This is a genomic window from Nostoc sp. (assembly GCF_036919615.1).
Lineage (GTDB): Bacteria > Cyanobacteriota > Cyanobacteriia > Cyanobacteriales > Nostocaceae > Nostoc.
Genome location: NZ_JBALCN010000016.1, coordinates 60,972 through 82,901, shown reverse-complemented (window position 1 = coordinate 82,901; position 21,930 = coordinate 60,972). Strand labels below are relative to the sequence as shown.

The window sequence follows — 21,930 nt, the reverse complement described above, 5'->3', positions numbered from 1 at the left end:
TGGCTCCTCAGTTAAAGGCTTGTATATTGCGGGTTAACTGCAACCATAACTTTTTTAAATACTTTCCCAAAGTACTCAATCCAGATACGAAACTGATACCAAGATGCATCATTAATAGACTTGGCTAAACAATGGTTTTTCATCCTTACGGGTGACGCTCGAAGACTCATACCGTAATCTAGAAGTTGTCGATGAACAACTTCTAACTTAATGACTAACAGACGCCAATTTTTAAAAGGAGTGGCAGCGCTTTCTAGCTTATCTTTAGCTGGTTGTGGCTGGAGGCTGGCTGAAGTACGTGCTAATTCTAATACGAATGGTCAACGTGACCAACTTTATATCTTTACCTGGACGCAATATACTGACAACGAATTACTGAAAACTTTTAGCACCCAAACTGGCATGAAAGTGCTAGCGGATGTGTATGATTCCAATGATGTCATGCTGGCTAAGTTGCAAGCTGGAGGCGGTGGCACTTACAGCATCATCTATCCATCCGATTACATGGTGCAGAAGATGGTAAACAAAGGTTTGTTAACAGAAATAAATCACGATCGCTTAATCGGTTTAGAGAATTTATTCCCCCGGTTTCAGAATCCTAGTTATGACCTCAATAACCGATATAGTATCCCTTTTAACTGGGGGACAACAGGTTTACTTTACAATTCTGAAAAAATCAAAGATGCACCACAAGACTGGGATTATCTTTGGCAAAACCAAAAGCAACTTAATCAGCAGATGACCTTGCTCAATGATGTTCGAGAAGTGATGGGTGCGACGTTACGAATGCTAGGTTATTCTTACAACTCAAAAAATGAACAAGAAATCAAACAAGCTTATGAAAAGTTGAAGGTGCTAAAACCTGCGATCGCACGTTTTGACACTGACGCTTGGCAAAATCAAATTCTGGCAGGAGATTTACTATTGGCAATGTGCTATTCAGCAGATGCGGTGAAAATCTCTCAAGAAAACCCTAAACTAAAATATGTGATTCCTCGCAGCGGTTCTTCATTATGGACAGACACTATTGTTATTCCCAAAACAGCCCCCAATTTAGCTGGAGCCTATGCTTGGATTAATATGATTCTGCAACCAGAATTAGCAGCCAAAATCAGTCAACGCCTGAGTATTTCTACACCTAATAGTGCTGGATTTGAGCAATTACCAAAAAAAATCCAAAACAATGCTAATTTATTTCCCTCAGAGTCGCTTTTAGCAAATTGTGAACGTGTTACCCCTGTAGGACAATTTGAAGAGGTTTACGATCGCTATTGGACTCAATTAACTAGCAGTTAAAATAGTTAGTATTCATTCAATTTTTGTTTTTTGATTTGATATTTTAGATTTTTAATTCAATCTAAAATCAAAAATTGAAAATCTAAAATTGACATAGTTAAGAGTTATAAATGATGAATTTTGAAAAAAATGAGATTTCCAAAATAGAAGAATTGCATCGCCTGCGAGGAAATTGGCTCCAACCCTTGGTATTACTTGCACCTTCTGGGATTTGGTTGTTACTTTTGTTGGTACTGCCAACTTTGATAATTTTTGAGTTAAGTTTAGTTGCAGACATCCGACCAGGAGATCTGGTCAATCCCAACGGATTCAAAAACTACATCCGAATATTTGACCCCCTTTACTTGCAAGTAATTGGGCGATCGCTATTTTTTGCGTTTGGCACCACAATAATTTGTTTAATTTTGGGCTTCCCCGTCGCCTATTGGATTGCTCAAATAGCGCCACAGCGTTGGCGAAATTTGCTGCTATTAGGCTTTATATTGCCTTTGTGGACTTCCTCGTTACTTCGCTCCTATGCTTGGATTACAATTCTTCGTCCTACTGGTTTATTGAACAGTTTATTCAGCAATTTAGGCTTGCCTACTTTGGAATTACTTAACCAGAGTCAAGCTGTATTTATTGGCATGAGTTACAGCTTGTTACCCTATATGGTTTTGATTTTATATGCTTCTCTCGAAAAGCTAGACAAGCGGTTATTAGAAGCAGCGGCTGATTTAGGTGCAAATCCGATGGAAACTTTTTGGCAAGTAACCGTACCGCAAATTTTTCCTGGAATTGCGGCTGCTTCTATGCTTGTATTCATCACAGGTTTGGGGGATTTTGTCGATCCAGAATTACTTGGTGGTGCTTCTAGTATGACGGCGGCGCGGTTAGTTTATAACCAGTTTCTTGGAGCAACGCAAAATTGGGGATTTGGTTCAGCCTTGAGTATGACGTTAATTTTGCTTGTTAGTATTGCGATCGCGCTTTTGATTAAGTTTGGTGAAGCTGCACCTAAACGCTAAACTTTCTATCACCGAATTTTAGATTTTAAATTTTTGATTTTGGATTTAAGATTCAAAATCAAAAGTTTAAACCCGTCTGAATAATCTACCTGGTAATTAAGGCGATCGCGTCTCAAGGATTGATGCAATTTATAGGTACATCATGTTTATTTCACAACTGTGGTATCGCTTAACTTAAACTTTCACAGATAACTTCCCGATGGCACTAAACTAAAATTAAGATGAATTTTAATGATTTGTCGCCATAAGTAAATGATTTAAATTATCTGTATTACTGTTAATTAAAGTCTTAATTGTAGAAAGAAACTCATGTTCTAAATAAGGCTTAGTTAAGTAAGCCTTTGCACCCAATTCTTGGGCAAGCTGACGATGTTTTTCAGCGCTACGAGAAGTAAGAATCACTACAGGCATTTTTGCTAAATTAGGGGATTGACGGAAATTGCTCAACAACTCAAAACCATTCATTCGTGGCATCTCTAAATCAGAGACGACAACTTGTATTTCTGGATGTAATTGTAACTTTTCTAGAGCTTCTACACCATTTTGGGCTTGTATTACTTGATAGCCAGATTTTTGCAGAGTCAGAGAGAGAGTTTGCCTGAGACTAATTGCGTCATCTACTACTAAAACAACTTTTGGTGATTTATGATCTTGCTCTTGAGAATAACTGGGTTGTGTTTCTATAGTTGTTGTGGAAGTAGATGCAGCAAGTAATGGTGTAGACGAAAAAGTATGTCCTGATATCGATAAGGCTTTTTTATTTGAGGAAGAAGCTATTGGTAACGCCCTGATATCAAGTGTTGTTTGTTGGATCTCACTACACTTTACCAGCAAGGAAGCATCAATCACTAAAATGAGATTACCATTGGCTAAACTACTACAACCATAAATGTATTTTGGTGGTGCGATCGCATTTCCTAAAGGTCTAATTACTAGTTCTTGTTCACCAATAATTTGGTCAACTTCTAAAGCAACCTTTCCCTGATTTTGTCGTAGCAAAAGCACTGGATTTTTTGCTATGCTTGGATCGTGAGTATTTAATGTGTTGTATGGAGTACCACTATTAAAGAATGAACCATTATAATCAATCAACTTTGAAAGTTGACGGAGGCTGACCATAGTCTCATCATTGTCTGTGTTCCAATACAAGGCTTTTTTTCCTTCAATTTCTTTAATCTGTTGTTCAGAAGGAATCAATATTTTTTCGATACTGTCCAAAAGAAGGGCATAAACAACACCTTTGGCTTGAACTAGCATTAATTTTTCTGTAGTCATAGAAAAAGGAATTTTGAGGATGAATATTGTTCCTTGGTTGGGTAAGGATTGAACTGAAATTGAGCCATTGAGTGCGTGCATCTGAGTCCGCACAATATCTAAACCCATACCGCGTCCAGAGATTTCGCTAACTTTATTAGCAGTAGAAAATCCAGGTGAAAATATCAAATCTAAAAGTTCAGATTCAGCCAGATTAGAAGCAGAGCTTCTAGTTTTTTCTTCAGTTTGTATGGGATAAAATTCAGCCGCTTTTCTGCGAATTCTATCTAAATTCAATCCCTGACCATCATCTCGAACTTCGATAACAGTTTGGCTACCCTGATGATAGGCACAGATTTCGATTAAACCTTGTTCTGGTTTACCAAACTCTCGGCGAACTTGCGATGCTTCAATACCGTGGTCAAAAGCATTACGCACTAGGTGTAATAACGGATCGTAGAGCTTTTCTGCGATCGCCTTATCTACTAGTACTTCTGTACCAGTAAGTTTCAATTCTATAAGTTTGTCATAAACATTCCCCAACTTATTTACCATGTGGGGAAAGCGATTCAGGATATTGCCCAAAGGCAACATTCGTGCTTCTACTAAACTATCTATAATATTAAGAGTTAAATTCTCTTGTTTGTCACTAATTTGAGCTGCTTGTGTCACAAGCAAGTCAAGAGACTCTGTGGTTTCTTGTAGTTGCAGTGTCTCTTCTATTGCTTCATGCAATGTCATATGAAATTCTGTATATACATCCATTTCTAAAGAGTCAAACTTCACTGCAAAATTCTGCGTTTGTTGTGAGGTAATATTTTGTATTTGTAATGGTAAATCACGTAATTCATTTAAAGTTATTTGGTGTCTAGTTAGTTGCTGTATTAATTGCTCAATTATTTCTTTGACTTGTTCATCTTGCAAACTACACCGTTTTTGGGAAATCAGCAATTCTCCTGCTAGATAATTGAGGTGTTGCAGTCTCTCTGTATCTACTCGAATAAATGAAGGTTGGCGAAAATTTTTAGTTTGAACATACTGTGATTTCTCTTCTACTTCTTTGTCGATTTGTGTAGCTAAATCAGGCATGACTTCAATAGATGTTTCAGAAACATCTATAACTACCTGCTCATTGATAGTTAATGAATCAAGCTTTTCTGAATAATCATCAATCTGGAGCGTCACGACTTCAGCAGCAAGATTTTGGCTAGCTTCTTCTCCCCATATTGATTCTAGTAAGTTATCAGTTGCTTGAGGAGATACGGATTTAGATATTTCTTTAATAACAAGTAGTGTTTGTAATTTGGGACTATCAAGCCAATTTTTTTCTTTGCCAGTAACAGGAGGATAATTTTTATATTCTTGTGCTAATTTATGAATTTGCTTTTTTAAAATTTTAATTACTAAGACGTAGCTCTCAGATTGATTAATAGAATATTGAAATTTTGCAACTGCAAATAGGATAATTAAGATGATCCCACGTCGATAAATACAAAGACTTTGACTATCGTCTTCATCTTGAACAAAATCAATAAACTTTTTCAGCCAGTTTTTGATATAATTAAATAGATTTATTTCTTTTAATTTAGGAACTAGTAAAGTCAAACTTAGTTCTGGCTCTGGTATATCCATCTGGTGATTAAACCAGCCAAAAATGTAGCGAATTACTTTTAAATAAAACTTGGCAGTTGTTGACTTGACCGATTCGTTTTTATTGTTGTCAGATGTAATAAGAAACTGGTAAAATTGTTTTTTATTGATGATAAATGGGTCAGCAGATGAATTATTTTGCAATTCTTCAGATAACTCTTTATTTGCCACTATCGTGAGTTTTTGCAAACCTGGAGAAGTTTCTCCACCAGATGTGCGATCGCCTTCTAATACTAATTGTTGTGCTTGTTGTAAATCTGCAAGGGCAATTTCTGCAATTTGCTGCACCTGGGTAGGATTTGCTTGTAGCGCTAATAGAATTGTTTGGGCAATTTCTCCTAATCCAGGTAAATTTAAAGATTCTGCCAAGCCAAAAAACACCTCAGCTTGAGAGTGTAAAAACTCGATAAATTCTTCACTATTTGGTGGATTATTAACAGCGTCAGCAATACTGTTTAGACGTTGCTCTACTCCAACTTCAAAAACGGACTGTACAATATCAAATCCTAACTCTTCAGAAGTGGGAATATAAGATTTAGCACCAAAGGCATCACCCAGCTTTTCTTGCAACTGTGCAAAGACTGAAGTTGCTCGATGGAGTAGTTCTTCATCATTAACAGTACTGCCTATTAGCTCAGTATTTAATGCTATGCTCAGACACTCATAAGCTTGTAGTAAAAGTGTTTGTAACTCGCCATCAACTACCACTTTTGGGTTATATAGAGCCTTAAATACATCTTCTAAAAAATGGGCTATCATCTTAATTACTTCTAACCCAACATTAGCAGCACCACCTTTAAGTGTATGAGTAGCCCGCATTAAGTTGTGAACTTTAGCGATGCTATAATCTTCCGTCAAGCTAAATAGTTCTTGTTCAATAATCTGGACTAATTCTGGGGCTTCAGCCAGAAAGTAGATGTATCCTTGCTCGCGAATTTCGTTATCTGTGATCATAAGTGGGGAGTGGGGAGTGGAGAGTGGGGATGGAGAGTTGGGAGTGAGGAAGATTGAAATTCACGTCTAATGTGAATTGAGAGTTGAAAACCTTTCAATTTGGTTGATGATTCCAAAAACACGGTTTTGTCCAAGCCAGGAAACCCTTATGGAAAAATGAAATTTTTTAATTCCTTACTTCCTACTCCCTACTCCCCTTATTCTCTAAAGAGCGAAATTCCCTAATTAATTCACTTTAAACTTACTAGCAGTTGTCAATAGCTCTTGCGCCATCCCTGATAAATCTTGGAACACAGTAGCAATTTCTTGAGATTCAGCAAAAGTTTTATTGGCAATTTCTGCTACATCTTGCATTGATTTAGTTACTGTTACAGATTGCACCATTTGTTTTTGAGTTGCTGCGGTAATTCGCTCGATTAGCTGACTAATTTCGGCAGTTGCAGAAACGATCGCATTTAAGTTTTGGCGAGTGTCACTAACAAGATTTGTACCTTCTATCACCTGCTGAATGCCAGTTTCCATCGCTACTGCAACTTCTCCGGTTTCTGCTTGAATCTCCTGGACTAATTTTTCAATTTCAATGCTTGCTGCTGCTGACTGGCGAGATAAAGAACGGACTTCATCAGCTACAACTGCAAAGCCTTTGCCATATTCACCTGCACGGGTAGCTTCAATGGCTGCATTCAAAGCCAGTACGTTTGTCTGTGTGGCAAAATTACCAATCAAATTCACCACTTTGGAGATTTTTTGCGAGGATTCGCTGAGGCGTTTAATTTTTTTGCTGGTTTGAGCAACGGTGTCACGAATTCCTTGGATTGCTTTTACAGTCAGGTTCATGGCGGTATCGCCAGACTCTACAGTTTGATTGGCTTGTTGGACTGCTAGTTGGACTAATTCAGCATTTGCTACCACAGCTTGAGTAGAATCCACCATGTGTTTAATTTCGCCTAAGGCTACGGTAATTTCCTCAGATTGCTGTTGTGCAAGATTGGTCAGTCCCGCCAATGAAGCGTCGCTATTGCTAGAAGTTTGGGCAACTTGTTGAGCAGCCCCCTGTACCTGAATAACTATTTGCCGCAGTGCTTGCAGGGTATTATTATAAGCGTCGGCGATCGTGCCTAGCTCATCTTCTGTAATCGGTGCGCGTACCGTTAAATCGCCGTTGAGAGCGGGTCTAAGGGCTGTTAGGAGTTGAATAGATCGTTGTTGTAGTAATTCTTTGGCTGCCTTTTCCCGTGTTGCAGCTTCTGCTAGTTTTGCTGACTGCGCTTGTAGCTGTTGCAAATATTCAGTTTGTTGTAATGCCTGTCCTAACTGGTCGCCAATCCGTGCTAACAAGGTGACTTGTGATTCTTCCCATTCACGAGAGCCGGAATTTTGATAAGCTGCCAGTATGCCCCACAATTTTTCCCCGGAAAATACAGGAACCATTACATAAGCTTTGACTTCAAACTGCTCTAACAACTCAATGTAGCAGGGGGAATAACCAAGCTGATAGATGTCATTAGCAACAAAGCTTTCACCTTTAGCATATCGACCTCCTTGAGTTTCTTGTAAGTAGGTATCTTCGTAGCTAGTTTTGATATCACTACCTACTAGTTTTACCCAATTATGACCCACTGACTCAGCGACAAATTCGCCACTCCAGTCAGGTTGGAAGCGAAAGATACTGACGCGATCGCATTTTAAGAATTGCCGTACTTCTTGAGTGGTTGTTTTGAAGATTTCTTCTACATCTAATGATTGTCGAATGCGGTTGGTGATCTTGGTGATCCCTTTTTCTTGTTCCGCTAATTGACCTAGTTGTTTGGATTTCACCCGTACTTGTTCAAGATATTCTGCTTGCGATATAGCTACACCAAATTGCAAACCAATTTGAATTAAAAAGTTAATTTCCCAAGGTTGCCAATCACGAGAACCTGAGTTTTGATAAGCTGCCAGCAAGCCCCACAATTTTTCCCCAGAAAATACAGGTACAGTTACATAAGCTTTGACTTCAAACTGCTCTAACATTTCTACGTAGCAGGGAAAGCGACTGATCTGAGAAATGTCATTAGAAACAAAGCTTTCACTTTTAATGTATCGACTTCCCTGATTTTCTTGCATGTAGGTATCTGCCCAAACAGTTTTAATATCAGGGCCTACCAATTTTATCCAACTCTCACCTACTGACTCAGCGACAAATTCACCACTCCAGTTGGGGTTAAAACGATAGACAGTGACGCGATCGCATTTTAGTAATTGTCGTACTTCGTGAGTGGTTGTTCTGAAGACGCTTTCTACATCTAAGGATTGTCGAATCCGATTAACTATTTTAGTTAAAGCTTTTTCTTGTGCAACTATCTGAGTTAATTGGTCAGATTTCGTCTGCACTTGTTCCACATATTCTCTTTGTGAGACAGCTACACCAAATTGCAAGCCAATCTGAGCCAGAAAACTTTCTTCCCAAGGATGCCAATCACGAGGCCCGGAATTTTGATAAGCTCCTAGCAAACCCCATAATTTCTCTCCAGTAAAAATTGGGGAAATGATATAAGCTTTCATTTCATATTGCTCTAAAATATCAACGTGGCATTCAGCATAACCTGCTTGAAAAATGTCTTTGACTGCAAAAGTTTCGCCCTTGGCATAACGTCCTCCTTGGGTTTCTTGCAAGTGGCAATCTTCCCAGACCATATAAAAATCATTCGTAACCAATTTTACCCAACCATTACCTACCGACTCAGCTACAAACTCGCCACTCCAGTCAGGTTTGAAGCGATAAACACCTACGCGATCGCATCGCAGTAAATTCCGGATTTCTTGAGTGGTTGTTTGGAAAATTTTATCGAGACTTGATACGTGGAGAATTTTATCGATGACTTGAGCTACTGATTTCCTCGCCTGTGTTCGCTTTTGTAATTCTTTTTGGAATTCAAAGCTCTGCAACTTATAGGTCAATTCTGTTGTAATTTGAGATAATAGGCTAATTTCTACCTCCTGCCATTGCCGTATTGAGGAGCAATTGTTTACTGCCAGTAAGCCCCATATTTTACCTTCTACTGTAATTGGTAAACTCAAACTAGCTTTGATTTGAAATTTCTCTAGCAGCTGCTTTTGATAAGGTGTAAGTTGTAGATGATTGATATTATCAATAGCTACAGGTTCTAAATAGTCTTGATTTGTGTAGCAGCCAAAAAGAATTATCGGAATATTTTCGCCTAAAGCTGGTGTCCAATCTTGTGTTCTGGATTCTGCTAAAACAGTACCAGAGTCAAAGGAAATAAATTGATAAATCAAGGCGCGATCGCAACCAATCTTCTCCCTAATTTGCTCTACAGTAACTTTAACTAGAGTATCGATATCAGGTGCTTGGCGCATTTGAGTTGCAATCTCTTGTAACTGTTGCCGCCAACTTTTAAATTCTTGAGCGATCGCACTTAATAATGATATTTCATTGCCAGCAATATTTACTACACTTGAACTCCCATTCTGATTTTCTAATTCACTAAATGGTCGTTCATTTTTACGATTATTTTGATACAAAAATTTCATGATTTGACCTCATTAATTGTTAATTATGAATAACTGAATATTGATAAATTCTAAAGCAAGGCTTTGCTAATTTCAATTCTCTACAGATAAATTTATTGGCTCTGTACCTCAAAAATTAGTAATTAGTTAATTGTCAATTATGAATTTTCCACATGGGAGCTTGAATAATCGATATTGCATCTAAATTGAAAATCATCTCCTCAGAATCATTAAGAAAATATCCCTGCAAGAAAGGTGAAATTTTCGGATAAAATAATTCGGCAGTTGGGACTTTCATTTGCTTAATATCTAACCACTCAATATCTAAAAGCTGTCGCACCAATAGTCCCAAATACTTACCCTCGTTTTCCAGAACAATCGCCATCATTTTAGAAAGTAAATTTGATTCTTGCAACATTAAAGGATAACCTAACATTGCCTCTAAATCCACTAACCAAAGCATCTCACCACGCCAGTTATAAATACCCAAGACGCTACTAGGCATCTGAGGAACACCACATATTTCTGGTAATGATACTTGCAAAACTTCTGTAATGTGTTGTAACGAAATTACGGCTGTATCACTTACTCCTAAATTAAAACTTAAAAACTTTTCCTGAGTTTCCAAAGTTATTGATCCTTTGTCCTTGATGATTTATCTTTAGCCAATATTTGCAGTTATTATTTAATTTTGAATTAGTGACTTTTCTTGAATATTTATTTATTACATTATTAGTTATTAATCAACCGCTTCAACATTCCCACTAATTCCTCTCGATCAATCGGTTTTGATAAATAACCATCAGCACCCAACATATTACCCCAAATTTTATCTACATTACTATTTTTGGTAGAGCAAAAAACCACAGGTATTTCGCTAGTGTTGGGATTGGTTTTCAGTTCTCGGCAAATTTCAAAGCCACTTTTACCCGGTAAAATTACGTCGAGAAATATTAGGTCTGGCTTATTTTTATCTATTTTGTCTTGAGCCTCTTCACTGCTTGTGGCACTAATCACAGAATAACCTGCCTGTTGCAAGTAACGGCTGATTATTTCCATATCGGTTAAGCCATCTTCAACAACTAAAACAGTATTCATGGCAATTACTCGTTAACCTTCTCTCAAAATGTAAACAAATTAGACATACAAATCCTAAATGATTCCTCAACAAAGACATAGAAGGAACTAGAGACTAGGGCGTGTTTTCAAACTCAAAAAGTAGGTTGGGTTAAGCGTAGCGCAACCCAACAAAGCAATACAAATGTTGGGTTTTGTTCCTCAAACGCCACTTACTTTTCCTAAGGGAGACTCTGCGCGCACAAGTCGGGAAACTGCAAGGGCGCAGTGGCTCCCCAACCTACATTTAAGTCTAATTTGGGGTTTGAAAACAGTCCTTAGTACGCCACGGCGTAAATAGAGCAACCATTTAAAATCCTTAAAAAGCCCATTCCATAATACTTTTTAATTTTGAATTCTGCCTTGCGGTACTAGCCCCTAACCCTTTTGCCCTAACTACTATTTCACAACTCAAATAGGACTGCTATAAATACAAATATTTGTATTTGTCTAATTTTGATTCAATCTTTATATATTAACCTCAGAAAAAGTACGTAATAAACCTAATTTAATATAGATAGATGAAAATAAAATAGTTTTATAATCTCAAAAATTTAATTTTTACTGAGGTGGAAAAGTCTAAATATTGTGAGATTTATGTTATAGCTATTCTTGAGCAATAGCCTAATATTCAGGAATAAAGTTTTCAAGTTAATCTAATTATCTGATAATTAATCATCAAGAAAAATTACTAACAGACCATTTATAAAGTAATTACAGCGTATTGCAGGTAAATGAAGTACACGAGTAGGGGCACAACATGTTGTGCTCCTACGATGATCTGTACCTCACCTTGGCGTAGCCTCTCATAAAGAAGTTACAATCTGCTGTATTAAACTTGTAGGAAAGCCAGTGGGTTGCCACACACCTACACCTAATTTTTGTTTATAAATAGCCTCTAAATTTTTCTTAATTACAAACCTCTAAATTAGATTTCTTTTTGTCGATGGATACACTCGGTATAGGTAAATATTTACGTACTATACCCATTACCTTATCAGCTACTACAGGTTTAGTGAGAAAATCTGTAGAACCAACCACTTTGGCCCGAACTCTATCTAAAAAACCATCACTGCCTGTTAATATAATTATTGGTGTGTTGGCAAAGGTAGATATTCGTCGTAACTGAGTGCAAATTTCGTAACCACTGGCAACTGGCATAATCAAATCCAAGAAAATCAGGTCTGGTTTATCCTGAATGAGGATTGGTAGAGCTTGTACAGCATCTTGAATCTTGACAAACCTCAATCCATTGGAAGTGATAATATCCTCTAGCATTTTACATACCTGAGGGCTATCATCGACGCAAGCCACTAGTGGAGCAAGCCGCTTCTTTGATTGTGTAGTAGTAGAGTTATTGTTGACTTCAGTAACTCCTAAGGGCAAGTCAGGTACTTCCACCAATTCAATGATTCCTTTAAGGATATAGGGAAGCAACGAACGGGTGAGCGGCAGTACACTCTGCTTCATTTTCACGGCTAAATCTCGCAGAGTAAATTTGCCGTTGATTAAATTGACAAAGTTTTTGTAGACAGATGGACTTACCATCTGCTGGAGTTGTTCTGGTCGCCGCAGAACTGGTGCCAAGTCAGGAGAAAAATTTGCTAAACCAGCTTCTGACCAAATTTTCCACGAGTCTTGCATATGCTTTACAGACATTTCTGTACTCGTGAAGCTCATTGGGGTTTCTAAGATAACTTCTTGGGTGCGATTGCAACTTATAGAAGCAAAATTTCCTTGCATAGCTAGGTCAAATAATAGTTCTGCTATCGTGTTATCGACAATAGAGTTAATCTGTTCCCGCTGGATTTTCTGTTTTTTATAAAATATTTCTAGAAGGCGATAATCCCAGTAATCGATTGATAGGTGTTGCAAACGCAACTGCAACTTATCAACATCAATCTGGGGACAATTTTGAGCCATATGTCTACGCCAGCGTCGGAAGGGATGAGTTCCGCCTGTTGCCCAAACTATCCGTCCCAGCCGATAGTAAAAAGTCCATTGGCTGCCCTTTGAACTCTTAATATTTAATTTGCCATTATATTGCAGCTGAGTACAAGTTTTAAATTCATTTACTAGATTATTTGAAATAACTTCCTGGTGGGACATAGTTTGTTCCTTTTATTAAAAAGCCAACCCTTGAAAAACCCACACTAGCTATATAGTGGTTAGCAGATATTTCAATAAGGACAAATACATTTGGTATATAGCAGTCTAAATCAATATTATTAAAAGCAAGGAAGATGGGAGTATAGCAAAATTCTTGCTAGTAAATAAGTCATCTACCACATAGTTTATTATTGACAAACTTCACTTTTGTGCTAATATTTCATTACTCTAGTAAGTTACTATAATCCCAAAAATATGGAATTTAGTATTAATATATTATTTTAATAATTTTTATAGGGAATTATATCCGTATAAGTTCTGAATTTTTGTTTAAAAAAGATTAGCAATCTCTAGAGATTTTTGCTTTAGTTATTGAGATTGACAGTAAATGTTAAAAATATTTATTTAAGTTTACTATTCTTAATTATTCCAGCTAAGATCAGCTTTTCTAGGGAATATTATTCTTAAAAAAGGCGTGCTACTAAGACAAGTAGCAGCCATATATAGACTATTTATTTAGGAAAATTTTTTCAAGGTTGCTTGTGGTTTTGATAGCTCACAACGGCTGCCCTGAGATTACTTTGGTGTTCTGAAAGAAGCCGATCGCCCTCGTCTTTTTCCAAACCAGTCCAGTGCATCAATAGCGCTAGCTTAACCCATTTACCACTGCGTTCTAGTAAAAAACCAGCAGTTTCCCGACTTAAACCTGTGAGGTCTTGCAAAATTCGCAGAGCGCGATCGCGTAACTTTTGATTTGTTACCGCCACATCCACCATCCGATTGCCATACACTTTGCCTAGCTTCACCATTACCCCAGTGGAAAGGATATTTAAAGCTAACTTCGTGACTGTACCAGCTTTCAGGCGAGTTGAGCCAGCTATTATCTCTGGCCCTGTCAATAGGCGAATGTTAATATCGGCATCAAAGCTAACTTGTTCAGAGGGAACACAAGCGATAAAAATAGTAGTGGCTCCCCGCTGACGAGCAGCATGAAGCGCACCGTGGACAAATGGCGTTGTCCCACCAGCGGTAATACCAACTACTACATCTAGTTGGGTAATGTGTCGCCCAGCGATCGCCGCCTCACCATCTTCGATACTGTCTTCTAAATCCTCCGAACTACGTACCAGCGCACCCGCTCCACCAGCAATAATCCCCTGTACCAACTCTGGGGGCGTACAAAAAGTAGGTGGACACTCAGCAGCATCTAACACCCCTAACCGCCCACTTGTGCCCGCACCGATATAAAATAGGCGTCCTCCGTGACGCAAACGCTCTGCGGTGCTATCAATTGCCTCTGCCAACTGAATTTTCGCCGCCGCAACCGCCGCAACTGCCTTTTGGTCTTCGCTATTAAACAGCTCCACCAATTCCAGAGAACTGAGCTGGTCTAAGTTAAGACTGTTAGGATTTACCAACTCGGTTAAAAGATGCCCACGTTCCTGCAAATTTGTCATTTGTCCTCTGTCATTTGTCCTTAGTCCTACCCTACAAGAAGCCCTTCTCCTGCAAAGACGCTCTTGCTAGCTTGCTTCTCCATAGGGGAGGGGTATGGCTGACGCTCCTGCCTCGCCTATCGCTGTGTCCCTTGGGCGTCTCCTTGGCGCAGCCTCTCCAAGAGTTGAGAAGACAGCCAGTCGCCTACGGGGGTAATCCGCTTACAGCACTGGTCTGAGCGCCTTTTGGGCGTCTATGTATTAGTCATTAGTCAGTTGCTAATGACTAATAATTAATTACAATAATCCTTCCAATTTGCGACGCATCTTCTCTAGTTCAGAATCAGACAATTCTGGTTCTTCTAGTGGCTGTTGATTGAGAGGGAAGGTGTCTTCAACAGTATCCTCCTTCTGGGCGTCCGCTTGCCAGTCAGTTTCTTCAACGTTCAGTTCTGGGGGAGTTACAACTAAATTGCTGTTTTCTGCGATGATTTCCCATTCATATCCAGCACTTTCGCAAAATTCCTTGATTTCCTCAGCATCGATCGGCTCTGGTGTAGGTGAGGGGAAATCCTGAGCTTCTAACATCAAGGCAAAGCGCGTGGCGTCGTCTTCTGACTCGAACATCAGAATTTTATTGCGATCGCCCTCCCGAATCGTGTGAATCCCCTCATTTTCCGTTCGGGCATTAAAAATTAACACAAAAAGACGCATAACTAAATGTAATAACTACATTAAATCAATACTTTCAGCTCACTATCTACTAACTTTCTAGTATTTGACCATCCTTAGTACATTTGAACTATATTTTCCATCTTTTTCTGCCTAGTAATTTTATAATCTCATAGTTAACCCCATTACCAGAAAACTGGTAACAGAAATCTACCTCTATCTTATATGTCTATAGTTCTTAGACCATTACTCTAAGAACTTTGAGTAAGACACTTACACCAATTCCTTAATGATAGAGTTACTAACATCTAATTATGTGCATAATCAAATATGGGGTGATTGTGCAGTGACTGCAATCAGCGATCACAATTCACCGCTAACCTAGCGCTTTATCCGTTACGATTCCTAAAACACCAGGTGAATTAGTTAGCGGGTCGATAGCTTTTGCAGGTATACCGTGTTTAGTAAGTGCCTTTAGGGTCAAAATAACGGTCTTTAGGGCATAGGAAGAAAACACGACGCAAATGACCCCTTGATGTAATCATCTGTCTTTTTCAAGGTTTATTCATAATTAAAGTTCTAGGTTGTGCCTCACGGAAAGTCACAGGAACAATTTTCACTCTATTGATCTCAAATTTTCCTGAAAACGCCAATATTCTTAAGCATAAGTATTGGATCAAGCAAATACCGTAACTCAACCAATGAGGTCTTGGATTTAGTTGGCGTATCCTGGAAATGGCATACTGAATCAATGTGCCAGTTAATGCTTGTGTGTGCCAGCAACATCCGGCAATTAATACAGTGAAAAAATGACTAAATCTCCCAATCAAGATATTCACTCCCCTTACCCTATCCGCAAGCATCTGTGGTTGCTAGTGTTGAGTCGGGGTAGCATTGCCTTGGGCGGACTTTTACTGTTAGGAGTTGTCGTCGGTATTTGGCGGTTGTGGACTTTTGTTCAAACAGAGTTAACACCCTTGGCACAACAAAGTCTCACAACTACACTCAACCGTCCAGTAAAACTGGGAAGAGTCACACAATTTTCGTTGACGGGAGTGCAGTTTGGGGCTTCAGCTATCCCAGCCACATCCACAGATCCAGATCGGGCCGCAGTCGAAGCTGTAGAGGTGGGTTTTGACCTGTTACAACTAATCTTTAACCGCCACCTAAAGCTAGATGTCACCTTAGTCAACCCGGATATTTACATTGAACAGGATGACCAAGGACGCTGGGTTTCCACTAATATAGTGTCGCCAGGTGAAGGCGGCGCAATTAAAACCGATTTGGACAACCTGCGGTTTCGCAATGCCAAGTTGGCATTGATGCCGCAGAAGAGAGCAGAAGGAGCAGGAGGAGATAAGGGAGCAACATCCCCCTTATCCCCAGTAACATTTTCTCAACTCAACGGTTCTGCCCAACTTTTAGCAAACAACCAGTTGATCAGGTTTGACGTTGGGGGTCAAGCAGACAGTGGTGGCAGTATTTCCATTCAGGGAGAGACACGTTCCAAGATGCTAGCAGGCAACTTCCAGTTGCGAGGACAAGACTTCCTGGCTGCGGATATTACGCGGTTGATCAAGTTACCAGTGAACTTACAGGCGGGTCGAGCCAATGGCAATTTGTTAGTTCGGTTGACACCAGGACAGCGGACTTTATTGTTTGGTAGCGCTGCTGTGCAAGGAGTAACACTTCAAATACCCAAAGTTCCGCAACTGTTGAGCAATAGCCAAGGAAACCTTCGCTTCCAGGGAACGGAGTTGCAGTTAAATAATGTTACTACCAACTACGGCAAAATTCCCTTAGTGGCTACGGGAATCATCGACACTAAAGCAGGCTTTAAGTTGGTGGGGCGTGTAAATGCAGTGAGTTTGGCTAATGCCCAGGAGACTCTGAAGGTAAAACTACCTGTGCCGATCGCTGGACAAGTACAAGCTTCTTTGCAGATTACCGGATCAACAAAAGAGCCAATTCTCTCAGGTTCAGTTGCCACAATCCAAACTGCCCGGATTGATAAAGTTGATTTTAATAGCATTAGTAGTAAGTTTGAGCTTGTTACTAGTTCCTCTTTAATTACCCTAAAAGATATTCAAGGGTTCACCAAAGTCGGTGGTGAAATCACGGGTGCTGGCACAATTCAACTCGGTAAAACACCCCAACTGGATTTAAATTTCGCCGCCAAGAATGTTCCAGGGGATGCGATCGCAAAAGTTTATGAAACCACACCCACTTTCCAAATCGGCAATGTCTCAGCTACAGCCCAACTAATAGGCCCTTCTACCAATGTCCAAACTGTGGTACAATACCAAGCTCCTAACGGAACTTACCCCGGAACTGGCGAAGTTGCAATCGCTCCAAATCGCACCGTCTCCTTCCGTAATGTAGCTCTTAACGTGAGTGGTGGTACAGTCCGGGCAACTGGTAGTTATGTTAATCAGCGTTGGCAAGCTGTGGCTGTTGCCTCTGGGGTGAAATTGGAACCCTTTGTAGACAAAAGTAAACTGCAAAATGTCTCTTTGGCGGGGGTACAGTTTAATGGTCGTCTCATTCTCTCAGGAAGCACAGCACCATTTAAAATTGCCACGATTCGCACTGATGGTGCAGGAGTTCAAATTGGTGGCGGCACAGTTGCAGTTTCTAATGTCCAGCTGCAAGACCAAAGCTTTTCTGCTCAACTTGTAGCTAATGGTGTGCGGTTGGGACAAATATTGAAACAGTCTCCCCCAGCTTTAAATAATCCATTGGCCGGTACGTTCCAAATAGCAGGCAACAGAGATAATTTCAGTCTCAAAACTCTCCGTGGCAGTGGTGAGGGTCGCCTTGCTATTGGCGGTGGAACGGTTACAGCTAAAAATATTCAAGTGGCTAATGGTGTATATCAGGCGCAAGTTCAAGCTACAAATGTACCTGTGCAGCAGTTGGCAACAGTTCCAAAGCAGTTCCAAGGAGCGTTAAATGGTCAGTTCAACGTCGCGGGTTCTGTTGATCCTTTTAAACTGCAAACTATTCAAGCCAGCGGTCAGGCGCGGGTAAATGTTGCGGGTGGGACTATTACAGCCTCTAATATCCAAGTGGCTAATGGTGTATATCAGGCGCAAGTTCAGGCTAAGAATGTGCCTGTGCAGCAGTTGGCAACAGTTCCAAAGCAGTTTCAAGGAGCCTTAAATGGTCAATTCAACGTCGCGGGTTCTGTTGATTATTTTAAACTGCAAACTATTCAAGCTAGCGGTCAGGCGCGGGTAAATGTTGCGGGTGGGACTATTACAGCCTCTAATATCCAAGTAGCTAATGGTATATATCGGGCGCAAGTTCAGGCAAATAATGTACCGCTGCAACAGTTGGTAGCAGTACCACCGCAGTTACGAGGGACGTTAACTGGTCAAGCAAACGTGGCGGGTTCTGTTGAGTCCTTCCAACCACAAACTATCCAAGCCAGCGGTCAGGGACAGGTGGATGTTGCAGGTGGGACGATCGCAGCTTCAAATATCCAAGTGGCTAATGGTCGCTATCAAGCTGTAGTTAATGCTTCAGGTGTAGAATTAAATCGGTTAAATCAGCAATTGCGAGGTCAGTTTGGCGGTCAATTGCAATTAGCTGGCACGCTAGGATCATCCAAATTAGCTGATGTGCGTGCTGCTGGACAGGTGCAATTATCCCAAGGTATCCCTGGTCTTGAGCGACCCCTGACGGCTGCGATCGCTTGGAGTGGTGAAAGGCTTACCATTGAGCGAGCAACTGCTCCCGGTTTAAATGTTACTGGTAACATATTAGCCAATGCTCAGGGAGCAGGTATACCGGAAATTACTGCCCTAAATCTCAACGTTCAAGCTCAGAATTACAACTTAAAACAGTTACCCATCAATCTTCCTAATCAGGTTGCTGTGGCGGGAAGAGTAGATTTTAATGGTCAAATAACTGGTAAGCTGCCCTTGCCAAATGTGGTAGGGCAAATTAATTTACGAGACTTGGTTGTTCAAGATATTGCTTTTGAGCCGTTGTTAACTGGAAACATCGATTCAGCACAGGGACGCGGTTTAAATTTAAACTTAGCAGGAAATAGCGATCACCTGGCCTTCAATTTAGATGCTAATAATCGCCCTAAATCCTTCTTAGTAAAATGGCAACAAGCATCAGCAACAGGTAATGTTCAAGGGAATGATTGGGCGCTTAAAGTCGCAAGTTTCCCCTTACAAATATTGAATTTGACTCCGCCACCAATTACTCGACTGGGTGCTGGTAAGATAGCTGGGTTGTTAACTGGGGATTTGCTGTTTAATCAGCAGACATTGGCAGCAACGGGGAATTTAGCGATCGCCAATCCGCAAATTGGCCGAGTTAAAGGCGATCGGTTAGCGGCTCAATTCCGCTACGCTAACGGTAAAGCCACACTCGCCAGTAGTGAATTTGTCAAAGGCAAAAGTAGCTATGCCCTTGTCGGTACTTTTGCTCAAACCCCTAAAGGCCCTCAATTACAAGGTAAACTGAACGTCAACCAGGGAGAGATCCAAGATGTTCTAGCCATAGCACAGGTATATGATTTACAAAATTTGCAAGGTGGTTCAGCACCAATCTACGGCACAGCAGCGGATCTGACCACCAACCCCCAAGGAGCACAAAATCAACCCTTATTAACCCAAATTCAACGGTTTTCTGAAATTGAAGCTTTGGTAGCAGAACAGGAACAGCAACGACTTGATTCTACTCCAATACCTGATTTGGCAGATTTAAAGGGGACTTTCAATGGGGAAGTAGCTGTAAATACAGCAACAACCAATGGATTATCAGTGGATTTTAATTTGAATGGACAAAACTTTGCCTGGGGTAAAAAGGAAGAACTGAGGCGTTTTTATACTGCCGATAAAGTGATTGCCGAAGGCAACTTTGAGAACGGTGTTTTGAGTTTGCGACCTTTACGGCTTGAATCTCAGAACAGGCTGATTGCCTTCACGGGTAACGTTGGCGGTGATGAGCAATCTGGCCAGCTTCGGGTGAATAATTTTCCAGTACAAGTACTGAATAATTTTGTCAAACTGCCAGTTGGAGTCACAGGTAATCTTAACGCTACAGCAGCCTTAGCAGGCAGCATTGCTAATCCTCAAGCTAGAGGGGAATTGCAAATCAGAGAAGGATCATTGAATCAGAAGGCAATAGAGTCAGCGACGGCAAGTTTCAGCTATGCCAACGGACGCTTGAACTTTAATAGTACTGTAGCAGTTGCTGGGCCAAAACCTGTTGATATTACTGGCAGCATACCTTATAAATTACCTTTTGCTTCCGTGGCACCAGACAGTGAGCAAATCAATCTGGATATGAAGTTGGAAAATGAGGGATTGGCACTGTTAAACGCATTGACTAATCAAGTGGTATTTGAGAAAGGTGAAGGAGAAGTAGACCTCAAAGTACGCGGAACGTTGCAAAAACCTGAAGTAAATGGAATTGCCACTATCAATAATGCTACTTTTTCAGCACAGGCTTTGCCAGGTAAGCTCAGACGTGTAACAGGTAGAGTACTGTTTAATTTTGACAGTATCTTAGTAGAAAATCTTCAGGGTAAATTTAGTCATGGGAAGGTAGAAGCTGCTGGAGAAATTCCCATTTTCAACAATGAGAACGCGACTACCAATAATCCCCTAACTGTTAATCTTGAACAGTTAACCTTGAATCTCAAGGGGCTTTACCTGGGAGGCGCTAGCGGCAATTTGCAGATTACTGGTTCTGCCCTCAACCCCATAATTGGCGGTAAAGTAAATTTATTTGATGGTCAGGTATTGCTGGCAGAATCTACCGACGCGACTTCATCTGCAAATAGTGGCTTTAGTGTATCACCCACAAAAGCTAATAAGCAGAGCAAACCTGAAATTGGGAATAAAATGGGAAATGCGTTGGTGGCAGCCTTGCCATTAGGCATTGGCAGATTTAATAATCTAGATTTGGAACTAGGCAAAAACGTCCAAATTACCCGTCCCCCTATTCTCAGCTTCCGCGCAACTGGTAATCTCATGGTTAACGGCTCAATCAATCAGCCTATACCCGATGGTACTATCCGGTTAGAACAAGGAGGGGTGAATTTATTTACTACCCAATTTAACCTTGCTCGTGGCTATACACACACCGCAACTTTTAGTCCCTCTCAACCCCGCGACCCCAACTTAGATATTCGACTATTTGCTAAGGTACTAGATGTAGTTCAAAGTGATGACTTCAGTCGGGTAAATACCACAGGTTTATCAGCCTTAGAGAGTGTTCGAGTCGAAGCCACTATCAACGGTCTCGCCAGCAAACTAAATGAAAATCTAGAACTAACAAGCAGTCCGTCACGTAGTCAAACCGAAATTGTTGCTCTTTTAGGAGGTGGGTTTGTAGATACCCAAGGACGTGCTGACAGTACTTTGGGTCTGATTAACATCGCAGGTTCAGCTGTGTTCAACAATTTTCAGTCAGCTTTTAACCAGATTGGGAGTACCTTTGGCTTAAGTGAACTGCGGATATTTCCTACGATTATTTCTGATAATCCGGAAGCGGGAAGGAGCAGTTCAACGTTAGAATTAGCAGCAGAAGCTGGGGTTGATATTTCTTCCAAAATATCCGTTTCCAGTATCAAAATTTTAACAACAAGTGACCCCTTCCAATGGGGTATTAATTACCGGATAAACAATGAATTTCGTGTGCGTGCTTCGACTAATTTAACTGATGATAGTCGTGCAGTAGTGGAGTATCAAACGCGGTTTTAAATCCCCGTCTAAAACTATTTTAAATTTTAAATTTTAAATTTTAAATTTTTAATTACTTCCTGTTTCCTTTTCTTTTTGCTTCTTAATAGCTTGTCGTACCTGTTCAACATCCAATTTTAATGCTTGGGCGATTTGCTCTATACTTCAACCCAACTCAAGCAGATGGGGGAGAAAACAACAACAAATAAGTTGTGC

The 21,930-nt window shown here is 40.2% G+C and carries 10 protein-coding genes and 1 pseudogene; 3 read left to right on the top strand and 8 right to left on the bottom strand.

Annotated elements, in window-relative coordinates:
* Positions 1-17 precede the first annotated feature (17 nt).
* Positions 18-143, bottom strand: a pseudogene (locus tag V7K48_RS06770) (RNA-guided endonuclease TnpB family protein); the annotation flags it as partial.
* Between the two features lie 67 nt (positions 144-210).
* On the opposite strand from V7K48_RS06770, the gene V7K48_RS06765 reads away from it, so the two are divergent.
* Positions 211-1,296 (top strand): ABC transporter substrate-binding protein, encoded by a 1,086-nt coding sequence (locus V7K48_RS06765; protein WP_335070804.1) that lies wholly within the window; start codon positions 211-213, stop codon positions 1,294-1,296.
* A gap of 113 nt (positions 1,297-1,409) precedes the next feature.
* On the top strand, positions 1,410-2,303 hold the full coding sequence (locus V7K48_RS06760; protein WP_335070828.1) for an ABC transporter permease: 894 nt from the start codon (positions 1,410-1,412) through the stop codon (positions 2,301-2,303).
* Positions 2,304-2,531: 228 nt separating this feature from the next.
* On the opposite strand, the gene V7K48_RS06755 is transcribed toward V7K48_RS06760, so the two are convergent.
* From V7K48_RS06755 to V7K48_RS06725, 7 genes are all read right to left on the bottom strand, one after another.
* On the bottom strand, positions 2,532-6,161 hold the full coding sequence (locus V7K48_RS06755; protein ID WP_335070802.1) for a hybrid sensor histidine kinase/response regulator: 3,630 nt from the start codon (positions 6,159-6,161) through the stop codon (positions 2,532-2,534).
* Between the two features lie 225 nt (positions 6,162-6,386).
* Entirely contained in the window at positions 6,387-9,695 is a 3,309-nt protein-coding gene (locus tag V7K48_RS06750) for a GAF domain-containing protein (protein ID WP_335070800.1), read from the bottom strand.
* Between the two features lie 133 nt (positions 9,696-9,828).
* Positions 9,829-10,302: a chemotaxis protein CheW gene (locus V7K48_RS06745; RefSeq protein ID WP_335070798.1), complete on the bottom strand. Its 474-nt coding sequence runs from the start codon at positions 10,300-10,302 to the stop codon at positions 9,829-9,831.
* 104 nt (positions 10,303-10,406) lie between these two features.
* Positions 10,407-10,772, bottom strand: a complete 366-nt coding sequence (locus V7K48_RS06740; protein WP_335070797.1) for a response regulator transcription factor — start codon at positions 10,770-10,772, stop codon at positions 10,407-10,409.
* Positions 10,773-11,699: 927 nt separating this feature from the next.
* On the bottom strand, positions 11,700-12,899 hold the full coding sequence (locus V7K48_RS06735; protein ID WP_335070795.1) for a response regulator: 1,200 nt from the start codon (positions 12,897-12,899) through the stop codon (positions 11,700-11,702).
* A gap of 530 nt (positions 12,900-13,429) precedes the next feature.
* Positions 13,430-14,356 (bottom strand): N-acetylmuramic acid 6-phosphate etherase, encoded by a 927-nt coding sequence (gene murQ, locus V7K48_RS06730; RefSeq protein ID WP_335070793.1) that lies wholly within the window; start codon positions 14,354-14,356, stop codon positions 13,430-13,432.
* 276 nt (positions 14,357-14,632) lie between these two features.
* Complete coding sequence (locus tag V7K48_RS06725; RefSeq protein ID WP_335070791.1) at positions 14,633-15,049, bottom strand: DUF3110 domain-containing protein; 417 nt, start codon at positions 15,047-15,049, stop codon at positions 14,633-14,635.
* A 767-nt stretch (positions 15,050-15,816) separates the two neighbouring features.
* Here V7K48_RS06725 and V7K48_RS06720 point away from each other — a divergent pair.
* A complete protein-coding gene (locus tag V7K48_RS06720; protein WP_335070788.1) occupies positions 15,817-21,735 on the top strand; it encodes a translocation/assembly module TamB domain-containing protein in 5,919 nt (1,972 codons plus the stop codon).
* The last annotated feature ends 195 nt before the right edge of the window (positions 21,736-21,930 follow it).

Coding starts and splice junctions, on each gene's coding strand:
- V7K48_RS06750 (WP_335070800.1), bottom strand. CDS start 9,695: ATGAAATTTTTGTATCAAAATAATCGTAAAAATGAACGACCATTTAGT.
- murQ (WP_335070793.1), bottom strand. CDS start 14,356: ATGACAAATTTGCAGGAACGTGGGCATCTTTTAACCGAGTTGGTAAAT.
- V7K48_RS06760 (WP_335070828.1), top strand. CDS start 1,410: ATGAATTTTGAAAAAAATGAGATTTCCAAAATAGAAGAATTGCATCGC.
- V7K48_RS06735 (WP_335070795.1), bottom strand. CDS start 12,899: ATGTCCCACCAGGAAGTTATTTCAAATAATCTAGTAAATGAATTTAAA.
- V7K48_RS06740 (WP_335070797.1), bottom strand. CDS start 10,772: ATGAATACTGTTTTAGTTGTTGAAGATGGCTTAACCGATATGGAAATA.
- V7K48_RS06720 (WP_335070788.1), top strand. CDS start 15,817: ATGACTAAATCTCCCAATCAAGATATTCACTCCCCTTACCCTATCCGC.
- V7K48_RS06725 (WP_335070791.1), bottom strand. CDS start 15,049: ATGCGTCTTTTTGTGTTAATTTTTAATGCCCGAACGGAAAATGAGGGG.
- V7K48_RS06765 (WP_335070804.1), top strand. CDS start 211: ATGACTAACAGACGCCAATTTTTAAAAGGAGTGGCAGCGCTTTCTAGC.
- V7K48_RS06755 (WP_335070802.1), bottom strand. CDS start 6,161: ATGATCACAGATAACGAAATTCGCGAGCAAGGATACATCTACTTTCTG.